Origin of the sequence: Rhodoferax sp. (assembly GCF_028688795.1) — a bacterium.
Classification (GTDB): Bacteria; Pseudomonadota; Gammaproteobacteria; order Burkholderiales; family Burkholderiaceae_C; genus Rhodoferax.
In genome coordinates this window covers 150,785-167,220 of the sequence record NZ_JAQTXM010000006.1, presented here as the reverse complement: position 1 = coordinate 167,220, position 16,436 = coordinate 150,785, and the positions used below count along the sequence as shown (strand labels likewise).

Annotated in this window: 13 protein-coding genes; 6 read left to right on the top strand and 7 right to left on the bottom strand. The window is 60.7% G+C overall.

The genetic code is table 11. The features are described from left to right. Positions 1-448 precede the first annotated feature (448 nt). The gene (gene rsmI / locus PHQ58_RS06865; RefSeq protein ID WP_300108862.1) at positions 449-1,381 is read right to left on the bottom strand and encodes a 16S rRNA (cytidine(1402)-2'-O)-methyltransferase; all 933 of its coding nucleotides are present in this window, start codon (positions 1,379-1,381) and stop codon (positions 449-451) included. Between the two features lie 2 nt (positions 1,382-1,383). Between rsmI and PHQ58_RS06860 the strand changes: the two genes are divergently transcribed. The 3 genes from PHQ58_RS06860 (at position 1,384) to PHQ58_RS06850 (ending at position 3,126) form a co-directional block, all read left to right on the top strand. Beyond that, entirely contained in the window at positions 1,384-1,776 is a 393-nt protein-coding gene (locus PHQ58_RS06860) for a YraN family protein (RefSeq protein WP_300108860.1), read from the top strand. Positions 1,777-1,873: 97 nt separating this feature from the next. Continuing rightward, positions 1,874-2,473, top strand: a complete 600-nt coding sequence (locus tag PHQ58_RS06855) for a phosphoheptose isomerase (protein WP_300108857.1) — start codon at positions 1,874-1,876, stop codon at positions 2,471-2,473. Further along, on the top strand, positions 2,470-3,126 hold the full coding sequence (locus PHQ58_RS06850; RefSeq protein WP_300108854.1) for a BON domain-containing protein: 657 nt from the start codon (positions 2,470-2,472) through the stop codon (positions 3,124-3,126). Before PHQ58_RS06855 ends, PHQ58_RS06850 begins: the two co-directional genes overlap by 4 nt. An 18-nt stretch (positions 3,127-3,144) precedes the next feature. Here PHQ58_RS06850 and PHQ58_RS06845 read toward each other — a convergent pair whose 3' ends face one another. The 3 genes from PHQ58_RS06845 to PHQ58_RS06835 form a co-directional block, all read right to left on the bottom strand. Next, complete coding sequence (locus PHQ58_RS06845; protein WP_300108851.1) at positions 3,145-4,062, bottom strand: NAD(P)-dependent oxidoreductase; 918 nt, start codon at positions 4,060-4,062, stop codon at positions 3,145-3,147. Positions 4,063-4,127: 65 nt separating this feature from the next. Then, complete coding sequence (locus PHQ58_RS06840; RefSeq protein WP_300108848.1) at positions 4,128-5,264, bottom strand: PilT/PilU family type 4a pilus ATPase; 1,137 nt, start codon at positions 5,262-5,264, stop codon at positions 4,128-4,130. Between the two features lie 120 nt (positions 5,265-5,384). After that, positions 5,385-6,428 carry a type IV pilus twitching motility protein PilT gene (locus PHQ58_RS06835; RefSeq protein ID WP_300108845.1) on the bottom strand — a complete coding sequence of 348 codons (1,044 nt, stop codon included), beginning with the start codon at positions 6,426-6,428 and terminating at the stop codon, positions 5,385-5,387. 46 nt (positions 6,429-6,474) lie between these two features. Between PHQ58_RS06835 and PHQ58_RS06830 the strand changes: the two genes are divergently transcribed. After that, positions 6,475-7,206: a YggS family pyridoxal phosphate-dependent enzyme gene (locus PHQ58_RS06830; RefSeq protein ID WP_300108842.1), complete on the top strand. Its 732-nt coding sequence runs from the start codon at positions 6,475-6,477 to the stop codon at positions 7,204-7,206. Between the two features lie 146 nt (positions 7,207-7,352). Here PHQ58_RS06830 and PHQ58_RS06825 read toward each other — a convergent pair whose 3' ends face one another. Both PHQ58_RS06825 and PHQ58_RS06820 read right to left on the bottom strand, forming a co-directional pair. Further along, the gene (locus PHQ58_RS06825) at positions 7,353-7,820 is read right to left on the bottom strand and encodes an Lrp/AsnC ligand binding domain-containing protein (protein ID WP_300108840.1); all 468 of its coding nucleotides are present in this window, start codon (positions 7,818-7,820) and stop codon (positions 7,353-7,355) included. A 3-nt stretch (positions 7,821-7,823) separates the two neighbouring features. Then, positions 7,824-10,421, bottom strand: coding sequence for an EAL domain-containing protein (locus PHQ58_RS06820; RefSeq protein WP_300108837.1), 2,598 nt, complete (start codon positions 10,419-10,421; stop codon positions 7,824-7,826). Positions 10,422-10,571: 150 nt separating this feature from the next. Here PHQ58_RS06820 and PHQ58_RS06815 point away from each other — a divergent pair, with 150 nt between their 5' ends. Both PHQ58_RS06815 and PHQ58_RS06810 read left to right on the top strand, forming a co-directional pair. Next, positions 10,572-13,670, top strand: coding sequence for an L-glutamate gamma-semialdehyde dehydrogenase (locus PHQ58_RS06815; RefSeq protein WP_300108834.1), 3,099 nt, complete (start codon positions 10,572-10,574; stop codon positions 13,668-13,670). Positions 13,671-13,777: 107 nt separating this feature from the next. Next, complete coding sequence (locus PHQ58_RS06810) at positions 13,778-15,430, top strand: methyl-accepting chemotaxis protein (RefSeq protein WP_300108831.1); 1,653 nt, start codon at positions 13,778-13,780, stop codon at positions 15,428-15,430. A gap of 38 nt (positions 15,431-15,468) precedes the next feature. On the opposite strand, the gene rocF is transcribed toward PHQ58_RS06810, so the two are convergent. After that, positions 15,469-16,389, bottom strand: a complete 921-nt coding sequence (gene rocF / locus PHQ58_RS06805; protein ID WP_300108828.1) for an arginase — start codon at positions 16,387-16,389, stop codon at positions 15,469-15,471. Positions 16,390-16,436: the final 47 nt, after the last annotated feature.

The window sequence follows — 16,436 nt, the reverse complement described above, 5'->3', positions numbered from 1 at the left end:
CTGCTTTAGAACCGAGCACGGTGCCGATACGTTCTTTACCATCCGCTCCTACTTGGCAACCATGACCAAGCAGAAAAACAATCTGTTTGACTGTTTGGTCAGCGTGTTTAACCGCCAGATAATTCAGTCCAGCTTTGCTCGTTAAGCTGAGTAGTTACGATATTTTTTAATAAATAGCCTGTAGACCTTATGGATGTTGCGCAAGTAGCTATTTATTTTGAGTAGACTGGTGCTCGACCCCGATGGTTTGTGGCCTTTCTGTTGATGAGCAAGAGGCCCAAGATAAGGGGCAAAAATCAAACTGGCGGCGATTCGTAGAGTTCGAGCGGCAGGCCGTCTGGGTCTGTGAAAAAGGAAAACGCTGGCCGGTGTGCTCATCAACGCGAACGGGAAGGAGACCCACCCAATTTGCCCGCCACGTGCTTTGACACCTGGGCAGACCACGGCCTCAGCCATTTTTAAGCGCCAGCGCCAATTCATACAATGCGTTGCGCGGTTCACCCGTGATGTCAGCGGCTAATTTGACCGCGGTTTTGAGGGGCAACTCAGCCAGCAGCAGTTGCAGCACCCGTGTGTCGGGCCCGCTTGACACGGCCAATGGGGCGGGATGCACGACCAGTGCAAATTCACCACGCAGGCGGTTGGCGTCCTGCGCCAGCCAGGCGGGCAGGTCGGCGGCCGCCAGCGTGGCAATTTCTTCAAACTGCTTGGTCAGTTCGCGCCCCACCGTGAGCGTGCGCGTGCCCAGTGTGGCCAGCGCTGTGGCGAGCGCCTCCATGCGGTGTGGCGCCTCCAGCAGCACCACGGCACGTTGCTCTTTGCCAAGAGCGTCGACCGCGGTCTGGCGCTCGGTGGTCTTGTTGGGTAAAAAACCGGCAAATACAAATTGACCGTGTTGCTGGGCATCGGGCGCAATGCCAGCCACGCACAAGGCCGTGGTCACGCTGCTGGCGCCAGGCAATGGCACCACTGGGAGGGTGGCTGCACGCACCGCAGCGACCAATCGGGCGCCGGGGTCGCTGATGGCGGGCGTACCTGCATCACTCACGTAGGCCACGCGCGCACCCTGAAGCAGCCGCTCAATCACCATTTGCGCGGCTTGCGCTTCGTTGTGCTGGTGCACTGCCAGCAGTTGCCCGGCAGCTTTGTCAATGCCATAGGCGCGCAGCAGGGCCTGGGTGTGGCGCGTGTCCTCGCAGGCCACAAAGTCAGTCAGTTGCAGCACGTGCAGGGCGCGCAAGGTGATGTCGGCCAGGTTGCCAATCGGCGTGGCCACTACGTAAAGGGTGCCGGGCCGATAATTCTGGTTGCCCGCTGCCTCAGAGGCGGCGCGCAAGGCAGTGGCATAACTGGCGGCAAGAGACAAGGCAGAGTGAGTCATCAATGATTTTTCCTAAAGCAAAAGTGCCGGCAAACCAGGCCACCACCAAGCAGGTGGGTGATGCCGCAGAAGATGCGGCGCTGGCTCACCTGCAGCAAGCGGGCTTGCGCTTGCTGGCACGCAATTATCGAACCCCCGGGCGCGGCGGCGGCGAGATTGACCTGATCATGCGCGCCGCTGACGGCACCTGCGTGTTTGTCGAGGTGCGCCAGCGCAAAAGCGCCAGCCACGGTGGCGCTGCGGCCAGTGTCAGCCCCCTCAAGCAGCGGCGCATTGTGTTTGCCGCGCGCCACTACCTGATGCGTCTGAACACCTTGCCACCTTGCCGTTTTGATGTGGTGGCCGTTGAGTTCGGCGCCATCACTTGGTTGCAAGGCGCGTTTGACGCCGCTTGAGGCGTTGACGGCCGGCGTCAGCCACGGTTGAGGTTCTGCGGTGTGGGCTTTCCTGGTTTGAGCTTTGGCAAAGCCTGGCCCGGGTATCATCACCGCCATGCTGGAACAACGAATTCAACAACATTTTATTGACAGTGCCGACCTCAAATACCATGCGGCGCCACTGCTGAGCAAACCCATCGCCGATGCCGTGCAAGCGCTGCTGGCCTGTGTCACCAGCGGGGGCAAGGTGCTGAGCTGTGGCAACGGCGGCTCGGCTGCTGATGCGCAGCATTTTTCGGCCGAATTTGTCGGCCGCTTTGAGCGTGAGCGCCCCGAACTGGCAGCTATTGCGCTGACCACCGACACCTCGGCGCTTACCGCTATTGCCAACGACTATGGCTTTAATTTCATCTTTTCGCGACAAGTGCGCGCCTTGGGCCAACCCGGTGATGTGCTGCTGGCCATTTCCACCAGCGGCAATTCGGCCAACATTCTGGCCGCCATTGAGGCCGCGCATGAGCGTGAAATGGTGGTGATTGGGTTAAGCGGGCGTGGCGGCGGCAAGATGGTGCAAGCGCTGCGCGACACCGACGTGCATATTTGTGTGCCACATGAACGCACCGCACGCATTCAGGAAGTACATCTGCTCACACTGCACTGTTTGTGCGATGCGGTAGATGCTTTGTTACTCGGCGACCAGGAACCCAACCCATGACACCCATTTCATCCAAATCCGGCGTGCGACGCCTCTTGTCCACCTTGGCGCTCTTCGTGCTGCTGGGCAGCACCTTGACCGCCTGTTTTCCCGTGATTGTGGGCGGCGCCGTGGTGGGCTCGCTGGTGGCCACCGACCGGCGCACCTCGGGCACACAACTGGAAGATGAAGGCATTGAGTTGCGCGCTGCCAGCCGCATCCGCGACAACCTTGGCGACCGCGTGCACGTGAACGTGAACAGCTACAACCGCCGCGTGTTGATCACCGGCGAAGTGCCCAGTGCCCAAGACCTGCAATTGGTAGAGCAAGTGGTGTCACGCGTCGAGAACGTGCAGTCGGTGGTGAATGAACTGGCGGTATTGGGTAATGCCACCTTGACCCAGCGTTCATCTGATTCATTGGTCACGGGCAAGGTCAAGGCGGGCCTGGTGGACTCCAAAGACTTGTTCGCCAACGCTTTCAAGGTGGTCACCGAGCGCGGCACCACCTATTTGATGGGTCGCGTCACCCAGCGCGAGGCTGACCGAGCCACCGATGTGGCCCGCCGTACTGGCGGCGTGCAAAAAGTGGTGCGGGTGCTTGAGATCATCAGTGAAGACGAGCTGCGCGGCATGTTGCCCAAACCCGCAGCGGTTGAAACCAAAAAACTCTGATGTGAGCGCGGGGGGCTATTACTTCAGCCGTTTGATCAAACTTGAGGTGTCCCAGCGCTGGCCACCCATGTGCTGCACATCGCCATAAAACTGGTCAATCAGCGCAGTGGCAGGCAGGCGGGCGCCGTTGCGTTTGGCTTCGTCGAGCACCAGGCCCAGGTCTTTGCGCATCCAGTCCACGGCAAACCCAAAGTCAAATTTGTCAGCCACCATGGTTTTGCCGCGGTTGTCCATTTGCCAGCTTTGCGCCGCGCCTTTGCCAATCACGTCCAGCACCAGGTTCATGTCGAGCCCGGCTTTCTGGCCAAAGGCAATGGCCTCTGCCAGCCCTTGTACCAGGCCGGCAATGCAAATCTGGTTGACCATTTTGGCCAGTTGCCCGGAGCCGCTGTCACCCAGGTAAGTGAAGGCTTTGGAAAACGCCATGGCTACAGGTTGCGCGGCATCAAATGCGGCCTGATCGCCACCACACATCACCGTGAGCGCGCCGTTTTGTGCGCCAGCCTGGCCACCAGACACCGGGGCATCAACAAGATTCAGACCGCGTGACTTGGCCTGCGCGTGGAGCTCGCGCGCCACATTGGCCGATGCGGTGGTGTGGTCCACAAACACGGCCCCGCTGGCCATGCCAGCAAACGCGCCGTCGTCGCCCAGCACCACACTGCGCAAGTCGTCGTCATTGCCAACACAGCAAAACACCAACTCGGCATCTGCTGCGGCCTGGCGCGGTGTGGTGGCATGATTTACAGTGCCATTTTGGCCTGTAGCCGTCGTGTATTCAGCGCACCAAGCTATTGATTTAGTAGTTGTTCGGTTGTAGACGGTGACGTGGTGACCGGCGCGTGCCAAATGGCCAGCCATGGGGTAGCCCATCACGCCCAAGCCCAAAAAGGCAACGCGGCGGGCGGGGGTGGGTTCGTAAGTGCGGGTGCTCATGCTGAAAGTGCTTTCAAAGGTGGTGAAACGAATTCGGTCAAGTCTGGAAATTAATGCGGAAAAAGTTACACCAGCGTCATGTGCTCGGTGCCTGCTGCCAGGTCCTGTTTCTTGATGCGCTGGCTGTTGAGCTTGATTTGCAGCCGCAGGTCGTTGACCGAATCGGCGTTGCGCAGGGCATCTTCATAAGTGATGATGTTGGCCTCAAAGGCGTCAAACAGGGCCTGGTCAAAGGTCTGCATGCCCATCTCACGGCTCTTCTTCATGATCTCCTTGATCTCGGCCACTTCACCTTTGAAGATCAGGTCAGAGATCAGCGGCGAATTCATCATGATTTCTACCACGGCATAACGCCCCTTGCCGTCCTGTTTGGGAATCAGCCGTTGCGACACCATGGCCTTGAGGTTAAGCGACAAGTCCATCAGCAGCTGAGCGCGCCGCTCTTCGGGAAAGAAGTTGATGATGCGGTCCAGCGCCTGGTTGGCGCTATTGGCGTGCAACGTGGCCAGGCACAGGTGGCCGGTTTCAGAAAACGCCACGGCGTGCTCCATGGTTTCGCGGTCGCGTATTTCACCCATCAGAATCACGTCTGGCGCCTGGCGCAAGGTGTTTTTCAGGGCCGCGCCCCAACTGTCGGTGTCAATGCCAACCTCGCGCTGCGTCACCACGCAGTTTTTGTGGGCGTGCACAAACTCGATTGGGTCTTCTACCGTGATGATGTGGCCAAAGCTGTGCTCGTTGCGCCAGTCCACCGCCGCCGCCAGGGTGGTGGTTTTGCCGGAGCCGGTGGCGCCCACAATGATGCACAGGCCACGTTTGGCACTGACGATGTCTTTCAGCACGGGCGGCAGTTTCAGGCCGTCAATGGTCGGGATGATGTTGGGAATGGTCCGCAGCACCATGCCCACTTTGCCCTGCTGCATGAAGGCGCTGACCCGAAAACGCCCGAGCATAGGCGGGGCAATGGCAAAGTTGCACTCTTTGGTGCGCTCAAATTCGGCCACCTGTTTGTCGCTCATGATGGCGCGCGCCAGCGCCACAGTGTGACCGCCGTTCAAGGGCTGTGGCGAGACTTTGGTGACCATGCCATCGACCTTGATGGCCGGCGGAAAGTCAGCGGTGACGAACAGGTCACTGCCGCCGCGGCTCACCATGAGTTTGAGCAGGTCAGTGATGAACGATGTGGCTTGATCGCGTTCCATGAGAACCTCTTAATATGCAGTGAGACAAATTACCTTTTGGCGTCGTGCCGCCCCAAGCCGAAACCGCCCCTCGGGGGGGGGGGCAGCGGAGTACACAAAGTGACAAGCGTGGGGGCATCGTTAGCCCGGAAAGTTTTCCGGGATTTTGGCTTTGGAGCGCGCCTCTGAGGGGGCAATGATGTTGCGTCGCACCAGGTCGGTCAGGTTTTGATCGAGCGTTTGCATGCCCACGCTGTTGCCGGTCTGGATGCTGGAATACATTTGCGCCACCTTGGCCTCGCGGATCAGGTTGCGAATGGCGCTGGTGCCTAGCATGATCTCGTGCGCGGCCACGCGGCCTTGGCCGTCCTTGGTCTTGCACAGCGTTTGTGAAATCACGGCCTGCAGCGACTCGCTCAGCATGGCGCGCACCATTTCTTTTTCTTCAGCCGGAAACACGTCAATGATCCGGTCGATGGTCTTGGCGGCACTGCTGGTGTGCAGCGTGCCAAACACCAGGTGGCCGGTTTCGGCCGCCGTCATGGCTAGGCGGATGGTCTCCAGGTCGCGCATTTCACCCACCAGAATACAGTCGGGGTCTTCGCGCAGGGCTGAGCGCAGGGCGGCGGCAAAACTCATCGTGTGCGGGCCGACCTCGCGCTGGTTCACCAGGCATTTTTTCGACTCATGCACGAACTCAATCGGGTCTTCTACCGTGAGGATGTGGCCAAACTCGTTTTCGTTAAGGTAGTTAACCATGGCGGCCAGCGTGGTGGATTTGCCCGAGCCAGTGGGGCCGGTGACCAGCACCAGGCCGCGCGGCTTCATCGCCAGATCAGCAAAAATCTTGGGGGCGCCCAGCTGCTCCAGCGTCAGGATCTTGCTCGGAATGGTCCGAAACACCGCGCCCGCGCCGCGTTGCTGGTTGAAGGCGTTGACCCGAAAGCGCGCCAGCCCGTCAATCTCAAACGAGAAGTCAATCTCCAGAAACTCTTCGAAATGTTTGCGCTGCGAGTCGGTCATGATGTCGTACACCATGGCATGCACCTGCTTGTGGTCGAGTGGCTCCACGTTGAGGCGCCGCACGTCGCCGTGCACCCGGATCATGGGCGGCAGCCCGGCTGACAGATGCAGGTCAGATGCCTTGTTTTTCACGCTGAAGGCCAGCAACTGTGTAATGTCCAAAAAAGCCCCTTGGGTTGGTTGCCATATTTGTTACGCTCGTGCAATTATGACCACGATTCAGACCCAACTTGATGCCGTTCGCCATCGCATTCGTGTGGCTTGTCACGACGCTGGCCGCGCGTCCGATGCCGTTACTTTGCTAGCGGTTTCCAAGACCTTCTGCGCCGATGCCGTGCAAGCCGCCTATGCCGCCGGGCAAACCGCATTCGGTGAAAACTACATCCAGGAAGCGGTAGAAAAAATCACCGCGCTCAAGCACCTGCCGCTGCAATGGCACTGCATTGGCCCGATTCAAAGCAACAAGACCCGGCTGGTGGCCGAGCATTTTGATTGGGTGCACACGGTGGACCGGCTCAAAATTGCCCAACGCCTGAGTGAGCAGCGCCCGGAAGGTTTGCCACCGTTGCAGGTGTGCATTCAGGTCAATGTGGATGGCGGCCCAACCAAATCGGGGGTGACACCAGACGACGCACTGAGCTTGGCACGAGAGGTCGCACAACTGCCCCGCTTGCACTTGCGTGGGCTCATGTGCATTCCTGAGCCTGCTAGTGATTTTGTAGCTGCTTGCGCAATATTCAAAAGGGCTAGAGGCTTGTTTGACCTGTTAAATGTTGAAGGCTTGAAACTGGACACCTTGTCAATGGGCATGAGCGCCGATATGGAAGCCGCCATTGCCTCGGGCAGCACCATGGTGCGGGTCGGGTCGGCTGTTTTTGGTGATCGGCACTCGTCCAGTGTCGTTGGCCGTTCCGGCGGTTTGCAACCCAAAATCGTGTGAAAGATCAGGCTGCTGGGGCATTTGGCGCAGCGGCATCAAGGAGGAGCCCGCGTCAGCGGGCGGGGGACAGCCGCGGAGCCAAATGCACCTGCGGCCTGATCCACGCCACAGCTTGTCCAAGCGGCCCCCAATCCAGCCACCAAACCCTAACACCCCGGCAAGGGCAAATGCGTGGTGTTCTTGACTTCTTCCATCACCGCATAAGTTCGCGTCTCCCGCACCCCCGGCAGCTGCCACAGCACCGTCCCAGCAAAGGTCCGGTAAGCGTTCATGTCAAGCATGCGGGTCTTCAGCAGGTAGTCAAAACCGCCGGCCACCATGTGGCACTCCATGATCTCGGGGCGCACCTGCACGGCGGCCTTGAAGGCGTCAAACACATTGGGCGTGGTTTTGTCCAACAGCACCTCGACAAACACCATCAGCCCGGCGCCCAGCTTGTTGGGGTTCAGCCGCGCTTCAAAGCCCTCTATCACGCCTTCCTTGGTCAGGCGTTGCACCCGTGCCAGCACCGCAGTGGGCGACAGCGCCACGGTTTCCGCCAGCTTGAGGTTGCTGATGCGGCCGTCTTGCTGCAGCGCATGCAAAATTTTCAGGTCAATACGGTCCAGTTCCATCGCTTAGCCTTGGTGCTCAGTTGGCACCAGTGGCGCGGGCCGGCCAAACAGGTAGCCCTGGAAATGGTGGCAGCCCAGTGCCAGCAAGGCATCGCGTTGCGCGACAAGTTCAACGCCTTCGGCAATCACGTCCAGCGACAGGCTTTCGCCCATGGTGACGATGGCGCGGATGATGGCGGCGTCCTGGGGGTCAGCCAGCATGTCGCGCACAAACGCCCGGTCAATCTTGAGCTGGTTCAGGGGCAAGCGCTTGAGCATGGCCAGTGACGAGTAGCCGGTGCCAAAGTCATCCAGCGACAGGCGCACACCCAAGGCGCGCAGGGCGTCCATTTTGGCGATCACGCTGGGCACATCGTCGAGCAGCTGGCTCTCGGTCAGCTCCAGTTCAAGTCGCGTGGCGTTGGCACCGGTCTGCGCCAGCACGGCCTGCAGTTGCGCCACAAAGTCGGCCTGGCGGAATTGCCTGGCGCTCACATTGACGGCAATCGTCCATTGGCCTTGCAACGCCTGGCCAGCCCAAACCACCAATTGCTCGCAAGCCGTGTTCAAGATCCAGCGGCCCAGCGGCAGAATGACGCCGCAGGACTCCGCTGCGGCAATGAAGTCGCCGGGCAGCACCAAGCCGCGCATCGGGTGTTGCCAACGCACCAGCGCCTCGTGGCCCAAGGTCTGACCCTGGGCGTCGACTTGTGGCTGGTAAAACAGCACAAATTCTTCATGTTGCAAGGCCCAATGCAAGTCGGCCTCCAAAGAGGTTCGCGCCATCACCTGAGCCTGCATGGCGGGGTTAAAAAAGCGCAGCGTGTTGCGGCCGGCGGCCTTGGCCTGGTACATGGCCAGGTCGGCTTGCTTGAAGAGTTCCTCGCGCGAAGGGGCCTTGGCATCGACCAGCGCTACGCCAATGCTCACGCTGCCTTGGTACTGCCTGTTGCCCAGGGTGTAAGGCTCATTCAGGCAGATGAGAATTTTTTGCGCCACGCGTTGGGCCTCGTTGGCGGCCTCTTCGGGCTGTTCGGCCAGGTCAATCAGCATCACCACAAATTCATCGCCGCCCTGGCGCGCCAGCGTGTCTTGGGCACGAATGCACTCGCTCATGCGTTGCGCCATCTGGCACAACAGGGTGTCACCCATGTCATGACCCAAGGTGTCGTTGATGTCCTTGAAGTTATCGACATCAATGAACATCAGCGCCGCGCCGTGCGGTGTGCGTGCCAGTGTGCCCAGCAATTGTTGCACCCGGTCTTGTAGCAGGCGGCGGTTGGGCAGGCCGGTGAGTGGGTCGTAAAACGCCAGCTGGTGAATGGCGTCCTCGGCCTGCTTGCGTTTGCTGATGTCGGTCGAGATGCCGCACAGCGCGTAAATGCGGCCGTCGGCATCGCGCAGCGGCAGCTTCACAGACACGTAACTGTGCTCGATGTGGCCATCGGCGCTGCGGTTGATTTCCTCTTCCTCCACGCGCTCGCCATGCTCGATCACGCGCAAGTCGTTCGTGCGCAGTTTTTTGACGGTGTCGGCATTAAAGAAGGTGCTGTCGGTCAGTCCAATCACCTGGTCCAGCGGGCGGCCGAATAACTCGCAAACCTTGCTGTTGGCATATTGGTAGCGCAGTTGCGGGTCTTTGATGTAGATGTAGGCGTCCACACTGTTGAGGATGGTGCTCAGACGCTCCTCGCTGTCGCGCAGGTGGGCGGTCTTTTGCGCCACTTGTCGGCGCAACCAGAAGGCGGCCATGAGCGCCAGCGCCAGCACACCAAGCAGCCCAGCCAGCCACCACCACACGTAGTTGGGCATGATGAATTGTGTTGGTGCCTGCATCCAGCGCTGCAGTGCCGCCCGGTAGGGTGAGTCGCTTTGGGCTTGCCAAAGCTTCAGGTACTGGTCAATGGTGGCCAGAAGCTCGGGGTGGCGACCTTTGGCCGTGGCGTAGAACAACTGTGCCGGCTGGAACACAATGGCCGTGGGCTCCAGCCGGTAGGTGGGGGCCTGCAGGTCACCAAAAAAGCGGTTGGCGGCGACCGCGTCCAGGCTGCCATTGGCCACCCGCTCAAAACCCTGCTCAAACGAATCCACCTGCACCACTTGGGCTTTGACGGCAAAACTTGTCAGCAGGGTTTGCAAAAACTCCGCCTGCACCGACCCCGTCACCACGGCAATGCGTTTGCCATTGAGGTCTGGGATGGTGCTGATGGCAGCGCCCCTGTTTTTGTAAACCTGTGACCAACTCAGCAGCGCGGGCGTCTGATGAAAGTCAAAAATTTTGGCCCGTTCGTCGGTCTGGGCAACGTCGGGCATGAGGTCGATCTGGCCATTCTGTAAGGCGTGCAGGCAGGCTTGCCATTCGCACGGCACGGGCAATATCTGCCAGCGTTCGCGCTCGGCCATGGCCATCAGCAGGTCGCCAAAAATGCCACTGAGCCGCCCGTCATTGCTGAGGAAAATCTTGGGCGCGTTGGCGTATACCCCCACGCGCACCTGTTTGGGCGCGCTTTCCGCTGGAATGACCATCGTGGCGTGCAGCGCGGATGTGGCCAGCCACAGGGGTACGCAGCGCAGCAACGCGCGCCAGCGGATGTGCTTGAACAAAAAGGAAAGCGGCAGCATGGTGTTGGGATCGACTTCGATTCGCCATTGTGATGCAGCTTGATGAAGGTGTCTATTGCCGATTAATTAGCTATAAAGTAATAAAAATATGGTGAAAAATACGCGCGTTATTCTATGAACATAGCGCATTCGTTTGTTAAGGAGATTTTCATGCTGCCAACCTCGCGCCTGCCCAACCCCTATCGCACTGAAGGGCCCACCGTGTCACACAGCCTCACCTCGCTGCAAGGCGCGCTTGACTGGGTGGCAGTGATGCAGGCCGCCACGCCCTGGGTGCAAGCCGTGCGCGACAACCCGCCGCCGTTCTGGGCCATGGAAAGCCTGCTCAAGGAATACCCGATCTCTAGTGCCGAGGGCCTGGCCTTGATGCGCCTGGCCGAAGCCCTGCTGCGGGTGCCCGATGCCGAAACGGCTGTGGCCCTGACCGCAGACCAATTGGGCCGGGCTGACTTTGAGGCGGCGGGCGACAAGGTGATGTCGCGCCTGTCCAGCACGGCCATTGCCATGAGCAAGCACTTCTTGCCAAGCAACCCGAACGAAGGCCAAAACGCCAACGAACCGGGTTTGATGGTCAAGCTGGGCGCCAAAACCGTGGTGGCCGCGACCTTGCGCGCGGTGCAGCTGCTGGGCCGGCAGTTTGTGCTGGGCCAAACCATTGCCGAGGGGCTGAAGGAAGCCGCCGCCGCCCAGCGCAAACAACCCAACCTGCGCTACAGCTACGACATGCTAGGCGAAGGCGCGCGCACCGATGCCGACGCCTTGCAGCATTTGGTCAGCTACCAGAACGCTATTGAGTCAATAGCTGCTAGCGCAATTCAAGCAAGGGCGTGTGAGCAAAATGATGGCATATCCATCAAGCTCAGTGCGCTGCACCCGCGTTATGAAGACGCGCAACACCAGCGTGTCATGGCCGAGTTGGTGCCGCGCGTGTGGGGCCTGTGTGAGCAAGCCGCACTGGCCAACATCAACCTGACCATTGACGCCGAAGAGGTCGACCGGCTGGAGCTCTCGCTGGCGGTGTTTGAGGCCCTGCTGGCTAAAGTGGCTCAGCACTACCCGAACTGGCGCGGCTTTGGCCTGGCCATGCAGTCCTACCAACTGGGCGCGCTCGACCTGATTGCACATGTGACCGCGTTGGCGCGCCGCTACAAGCTGCGCCTGATGTGCCGGCTGGTCAAGGGCGCGTATTGGGACGCCGAGATCAAGCGTGCGCAAGAGCTGGGGCTGCCGCACTACCCGGTGTTCACCCACAAGCACCACACCGACGTGTCGTACCTGGCCTGTGCGCGTGCCCTGCTGGCCGTGCCCGAGGCGATTTACCCGCAATTTGCCACTCACAACGCCGCCACGGTGGCGGCCATTTTGCAGATGGCCGAGCTCAGCGCCCCCACGCTGGCGGTGTCGCCTGTTGCGCGGCCCCCGTCTGGCACGCGGTTCGAGCTGCAGCGCTTGCACGGCATGGGCGAAGGCATTTACCGCGAGGTGCTGAAGAATCCGCAGGTGGCTTGCCGCGTCTACGCCCCGGTCGGTGCGCACAAAGACTTGCTGGCTTACCTGGTGCGCCGCCTGCTGGAAAACGGCGCCAACTCGTCTTTTGTGCACCAGCTGGCGGATGCATCGGTGCCCATCCCCGAGCTGCTGACCTCACCATTGCATCAAGAGCCGCAAGCCGCCTTGCCCTTGCCGCCCGACGTGTTTGGCTGGCAACGTGCCAACAGCTGCGGGCTGGACCTGAGCGTGCCAGACATGCGTGCCCCCTTGCTGGCGGCCTACCACAGCGTGCAAGTGCCTCATGTGCCTGTTTTTGATGAAAAATTGACCTCTAGCGCTTTAAAAATAAGCGCAGATAGCTATAAAAAATGGAGCAAAATACCAGTTTCAGAACGCGCTGCCATGCTGCGCCGTGCTGCCGACGCGCTGCAAGCCGAGTTGCCCCGCTTCAGCGCCCTGCTGGTCAAGGAGGCCTTCAAAACCTGGAATGACGCGGTAGGCGAGGTGCGCGAAGCCATCGACTTCTTGCGCTACTACGCGCAGCAGGCGCAAGCCATCATGGCCCCGCAAACCATGCCGGGTATGGAAGGCAACACCGTGCTGGGCGTCACCGGCGAGAGCAATGAGCTGCGCCTGGTGGCACGCGGTCCCTGGGTCTGCATCAGCCCGTGGAACTTTCCGCTGGCCATCTTCATGGGGCAAGTGGCCGCCGCCCTGGCCACCGGCAACACCGTGCTGGCCAAGCCCGCTGAGCAAACGCCCGGCGTGGCGCTGGAAGCCGTCAAACTGTTGATTGAGGCCGGTGTGCCTGAGGGCGCACTGCAACTGCTGCACGGCCCCGGCGACACCGTGGGCGCAGCGCTGGTGGCGGCACCCGGTGTGGCCGGTGTGGTGTTTACCGGCTCCACGGCCGTTGCAAAAATCATCAACCGCGCGTTGGCCGCTAAAGACGGGCCGATCGTGCCCTTGATTGCCGAGACCGGCGGCATCAACGCCATGCTGGTCGACAGCACGGCGCTGCCCGAGCAGGTGAGCGATGCGGTGATGCAAAGCGCCTTCAGAAGCGCTGGCCAGCGCTGCTCGGCCTTGCGCTTGCTGTGCATCCATGAAGACATTGCCGACAAGGCGATTGCCATGATTGTTGGCGCGGCGCAGGAGCTTGTGGTGGGTGACCCCAGTGATTTGGCGACCGATGTCGGGCCGGTGATTGATGCAGAGGCTTTTGCCGGCATCGAACAGCATCTGGCGCGCCTGCATCGTGACGCCAAGCCCTTGCTGGCCCGCGCTGCACCTGAAAAATTTATAAAAAATCAGCCCGTAGGTCATATAAAACAAGCGCAAGTAGCTATTAAATCAATAGTAAATCTGATTCCCCCGCAAGCCTTTGAAGTGGCCCACATTGCCGACCTGCAGCAGGAAATCTTTGGCCCGGTGCTGCACATCGTGCGCTGGCGCGGTGACCCATTGGCCGTTATTGAGCAAATCAACGCGCTGGGTTATGGCCTCACCCTTGGCATCCAGACCCGCATTGACAGCCGCGCCCAGCAACTGGCCAAGGCTGCCCACATTGGCAATGTCTACATCAACCGCAACCAGATTGGCGCGGTGGTGGGGGTGCAGCCGTTTGGTGGCGAGGGCCTGAGCGGCACCGGCCCCAAGGCGGGCGGGCCGCATTACCTGTACCGTTTTTGCGCCGAGCAAACCATCACCATCAATACCACGGCAGCAGGCGGCAATGTGCAGTTGATGGCTCAGTAAGCGCTTCCTTATATTTTTTTGGGCGCGTGGCGAGGGCGCCTTGCCGTGGTTTCATAATGGCGGAAACTTGTAAAAAATATCGATCCAACCTACATCAGGAGACTCCCATGGACATGACCGAAACGCCATCAACTGCGCAGTCAGCGGCACTTTTTGGGGACCGCATTCTCTTGCTGGCCATTGCCATCAGTGCGGTCGCTGCCCTCGTGCTGGGGTTTCAGTTCATTGATACCAGTTTGGCGGTGGGCGGCACGGTGTTGTTCAGTTTGGTGGCTGGTGTCGTTTATGCCAGCGCCAAAGGCACCACGCTCAGCAAATATCTGCTGACCTTTGTGCTCATTGGCTTCGTGGTGTTGCACATCCAGCTCAGCCAGGGCACAGTTGAATTTCACTTTGGCGTGTTCGTCAGCCTGGCACTGTTGCTGGTGTACCGAGATTGGCGCGTGATTGTGTTTGGGGCGCTCGTGTATGCCGTGCACCACGTGGGGTTTGACCGGCTGCAGGCGGCCGGCTTTGGGCTGTATTGTTTGTCGGCCCCTAATTTTGCTGTGATCATGTTGCACGCCGCCTATGTGGTGGTGCAGTCGGGGGTCGAGATTGTGCTGGTGCTGGGCATGGCGCGGGCCGCGCAGGCGGGCGAAGAGCTGGCGGTGTTGGTGGCCCGGGTGAATCAGCCCGACGGTATTGCGCTGGACGTGGCGGCCGTACCGGTGACCACGCCATCTGGCGAGGCGCTTAAAACCACGCTGGCCCGCATGAATACCGCGGTGGCGGCGGTGCGCTCTGGTGCCAATGGCATCGAGACCGCGTGCGCTGAAATTGCCAGCGGCAACCAGGACTTGAGCAACCGCACCGAACAAACCGCCAGCAACCTGCAGCGCACCTCCAGCAGCATGGCGCACTTGACGCAAACCGTCACGCAGTCGGCAGAAAACGCCCGGCAAGCCAACCAGCTGGCCATGAACGCCAGCAGCGTGGCGGCACAAGGCGGTGCCGTGGTGAGCGAGGTGGTGGAAACCATGCGTGGCATCAACGAGGCCTCACGCAAGATAAGCGACATCATCAGCGTGATTGACGGCATTGCCTTTCAGACCAATATTCTGGCGCTCAACGCCGCCGTGGAAGCGGCCCGTGCCGGTGAGCAGGGCCGTGGTTTTGCCGTGGTGGCCAGCGAGGTGCGCAGCCTGGCCGGGCGCAGTGCGGAAGCGGCCAAAGAAATCAAGACCCTGATCAACACCAGTGTGGAGCGGGTTGAGCAAGGTTCGCAGCTGGTGGACCAGGCGGGCGCCACCATGGCCGAGGTGGTGGGTTCGATCCGTCGGGTGACCGACATCATGGGTGAAATCAGTGCCGCCAGCACCGAGCAGGCCAGCGGCGTGGCCAGCGTGGGCGAGGCCGTGATGCAAATGGACCAGGCCACCCAGCAAAACGCCGCGCTGGTTGAGCAAATGGCAGCCGCTGCCGCCAGCCTGAATGCGCAGGCGCAAGAGCTGGTACAGACCGTGGCGGTGTTCAAGGGGGCTGATGGCAGCCGCCGCCAGCGCATGGCTCCCGCCCCCGCGCGCCGGCCAATGCCAGTACCCATGTCGGCCGCCCGGCAGGCCTTGCCTGCCAAACCGCGCGCCAGCAGTGGCGCCAGCGCGCTGCAACTGGGCCACGCCAAGCCAGCGTTCAAGGCGCAGGTCAGCGCTGCACCGCAAGCCAAGGCGGCGCCAGTCGCACCCGCGAAGGCTGCGGACGACGAGTGGGAAACTTTCTGAAAGCACAGCGCCCGCTGTGGGTGACAGCGGGCGGCTTTTCAGCTGCTCTTGCGCATCAGCGTGCTTTTGCCAAACAGCGACTCAATCAGGTCAACCGCCACTTCCGCCGTGCGGTTGCGCACATCAAACGCCGGGTTGAGCTCCATCACATCAAGTGAGGCCAGCCGGCCGGTGTCGGCAATCATTTCCATACACAGCTGCGCCTCACGGTAAGTGGGGCCGCCGCGCACCGTGGTGCCCACGCCAGGCGCAATGTCGGGGTCGAGAAAATCCACGTCAAAGCTAACATGCAAATGGGTGTTGGCGTCTACCAGCGCCAGCGCCAGCTCCATAGCGGCGCGCATGCCCATTTCGTCGATGTAACGCATGTCAAACACTTCCAGCCCGGCTTGGTGCACCAGCCGTTTTTCGCCTTCGTCGACGCTGCGAATACCGATCTGGCGAACCCATTTGGCATCAATGGCGGGCACCTGGCCACCAATGCACGTGAGCACTTCTGGCCCATAACCACACAGGCAGGCCACCGGCATGCCGTGGATGTTGCCGCTGGGGGTGAGCGCGCTGGTATTGAAATCTGCATGGGCATCAAGCCACAAGATGCGCAGTTTTTTGCCCATGTTGCGGCAGTGGCGCGCCACCGCGCTGATCGACCCCAGCCCCAGGCAATGGTCGCCGCCCAGCAAGATGGGCAGGCGGTTTTGCTGCAGTTCGGCGTACACCGCGTCATGCACGGTCTGGTTCCAGGCGGCCACTTCGGCCAGGTGCCGGTAGCCGTCTACCGGCGCCAGCCATGGGTTGCGTGGGCCGCTCAGGTTGCCAAGGTCTTGCACGTCAAGGCCAAGGCGCTCAAGCACCGGCAAGATGTTGGCCACACGCAGGGCTTCCGGGCCCATGCTGGCACCGCGGCTACCCGCGCCAATGTCAGTGGGGGCGCCGATCAGGGAAATGTTGGGGTTCATGGTGGCTGCCTTAAAAGCCTCGGAGTTTATGGCCGATGGCAGGGCAC

Excerpts from the sequence above, each read along its gene's own strand:
- rsmI (WP_300108862.1), bottom strand. The coding sequence starts at position 1,381 with ATGACTCACTCTGCCTTGTCTCTTGCCGCCAGTTATGCCACTGCCTTG.
- PHQ58_RS06860 (WP_300108860.1), top strand. The coding sequence starts at position 1,384 with ATGATTTTTCCTAAAGCAAAAGTGCCGGCAAACCAGGCCACCACCAAG.
- PHQ58_RS06855 (WP_300108857.1), top strand. The coding sequence starts at position 1,874 with ATGCTGGAACAACGAATTCAACAACATTTTATTGACAGTGCCGACCTC.
- PHQ58_RS06850 (WP_300108854.1), top strand. The coding sequence starts at position 2,470 with ATGACACCCATTTCATCCAAATCCGGCGTGCGACGCCTCTTGTCCACC.
- PHQ58_RS06845 (WP_300108851.1), bottom strand. The coding sequence starts at position 4,062 with ATGAGCACCCGCACTTACGAACCCACCCCCGCCCGCCGCGTTGCCTTT.
- PHQ58_RS06840 (WP_300108848.1), bottom strand. The coding sequence starts at position 5,264 with ATGGAACGCGATCAAGCCACATCGTTCATCACTGACCTGCTCAAACTC.
- PHQ58_RS06830 (WP_300108842.1), top strand. The coding sequence starts at position 6,475 with ATGACCACGATTCAGACCCAACTTGATGCCGTTCGCCATCGCATTCGT.
- PHQ58_RS06825 (WP_300108840.1), bottom strand. The coding sequence starts at position 7,820 with ATGGAACTGGACCGTATTGACCTGAAAATTTTGCATGCGCTGCAGCAA.
- PHQ58_RS06820 (WP_300108837.1), bottom strand. The coding sequence starts at position 10,421 with ATGCTGCCGCTTTCCTTTTTGTTCAAGCACATCCGCTGGCGCGCGTTG.
- PHQ58_RS06815 (WP_300108834.1), top strand. The coding sequence starts at position 10,572 with ATGCTGCCAACCTCGCGCCTGCCCAACCCCTATCGCACTGAAGGGCCC.
- PHQ58_RS06810 (WP_300108831.1), top strand. The coding sequence starts at position 13,778 with ATGGACATGACCGAAACGCCATCAACTGCGCAGTCAGCGGCACTTTTT.
- rocF (WP_300108828.1), bottom strand. The coding sequence starts at position 16,389 with ATGAACCCCAACATTTCCCTGATCGGCGCCCCCACTGACATTGGCGCG.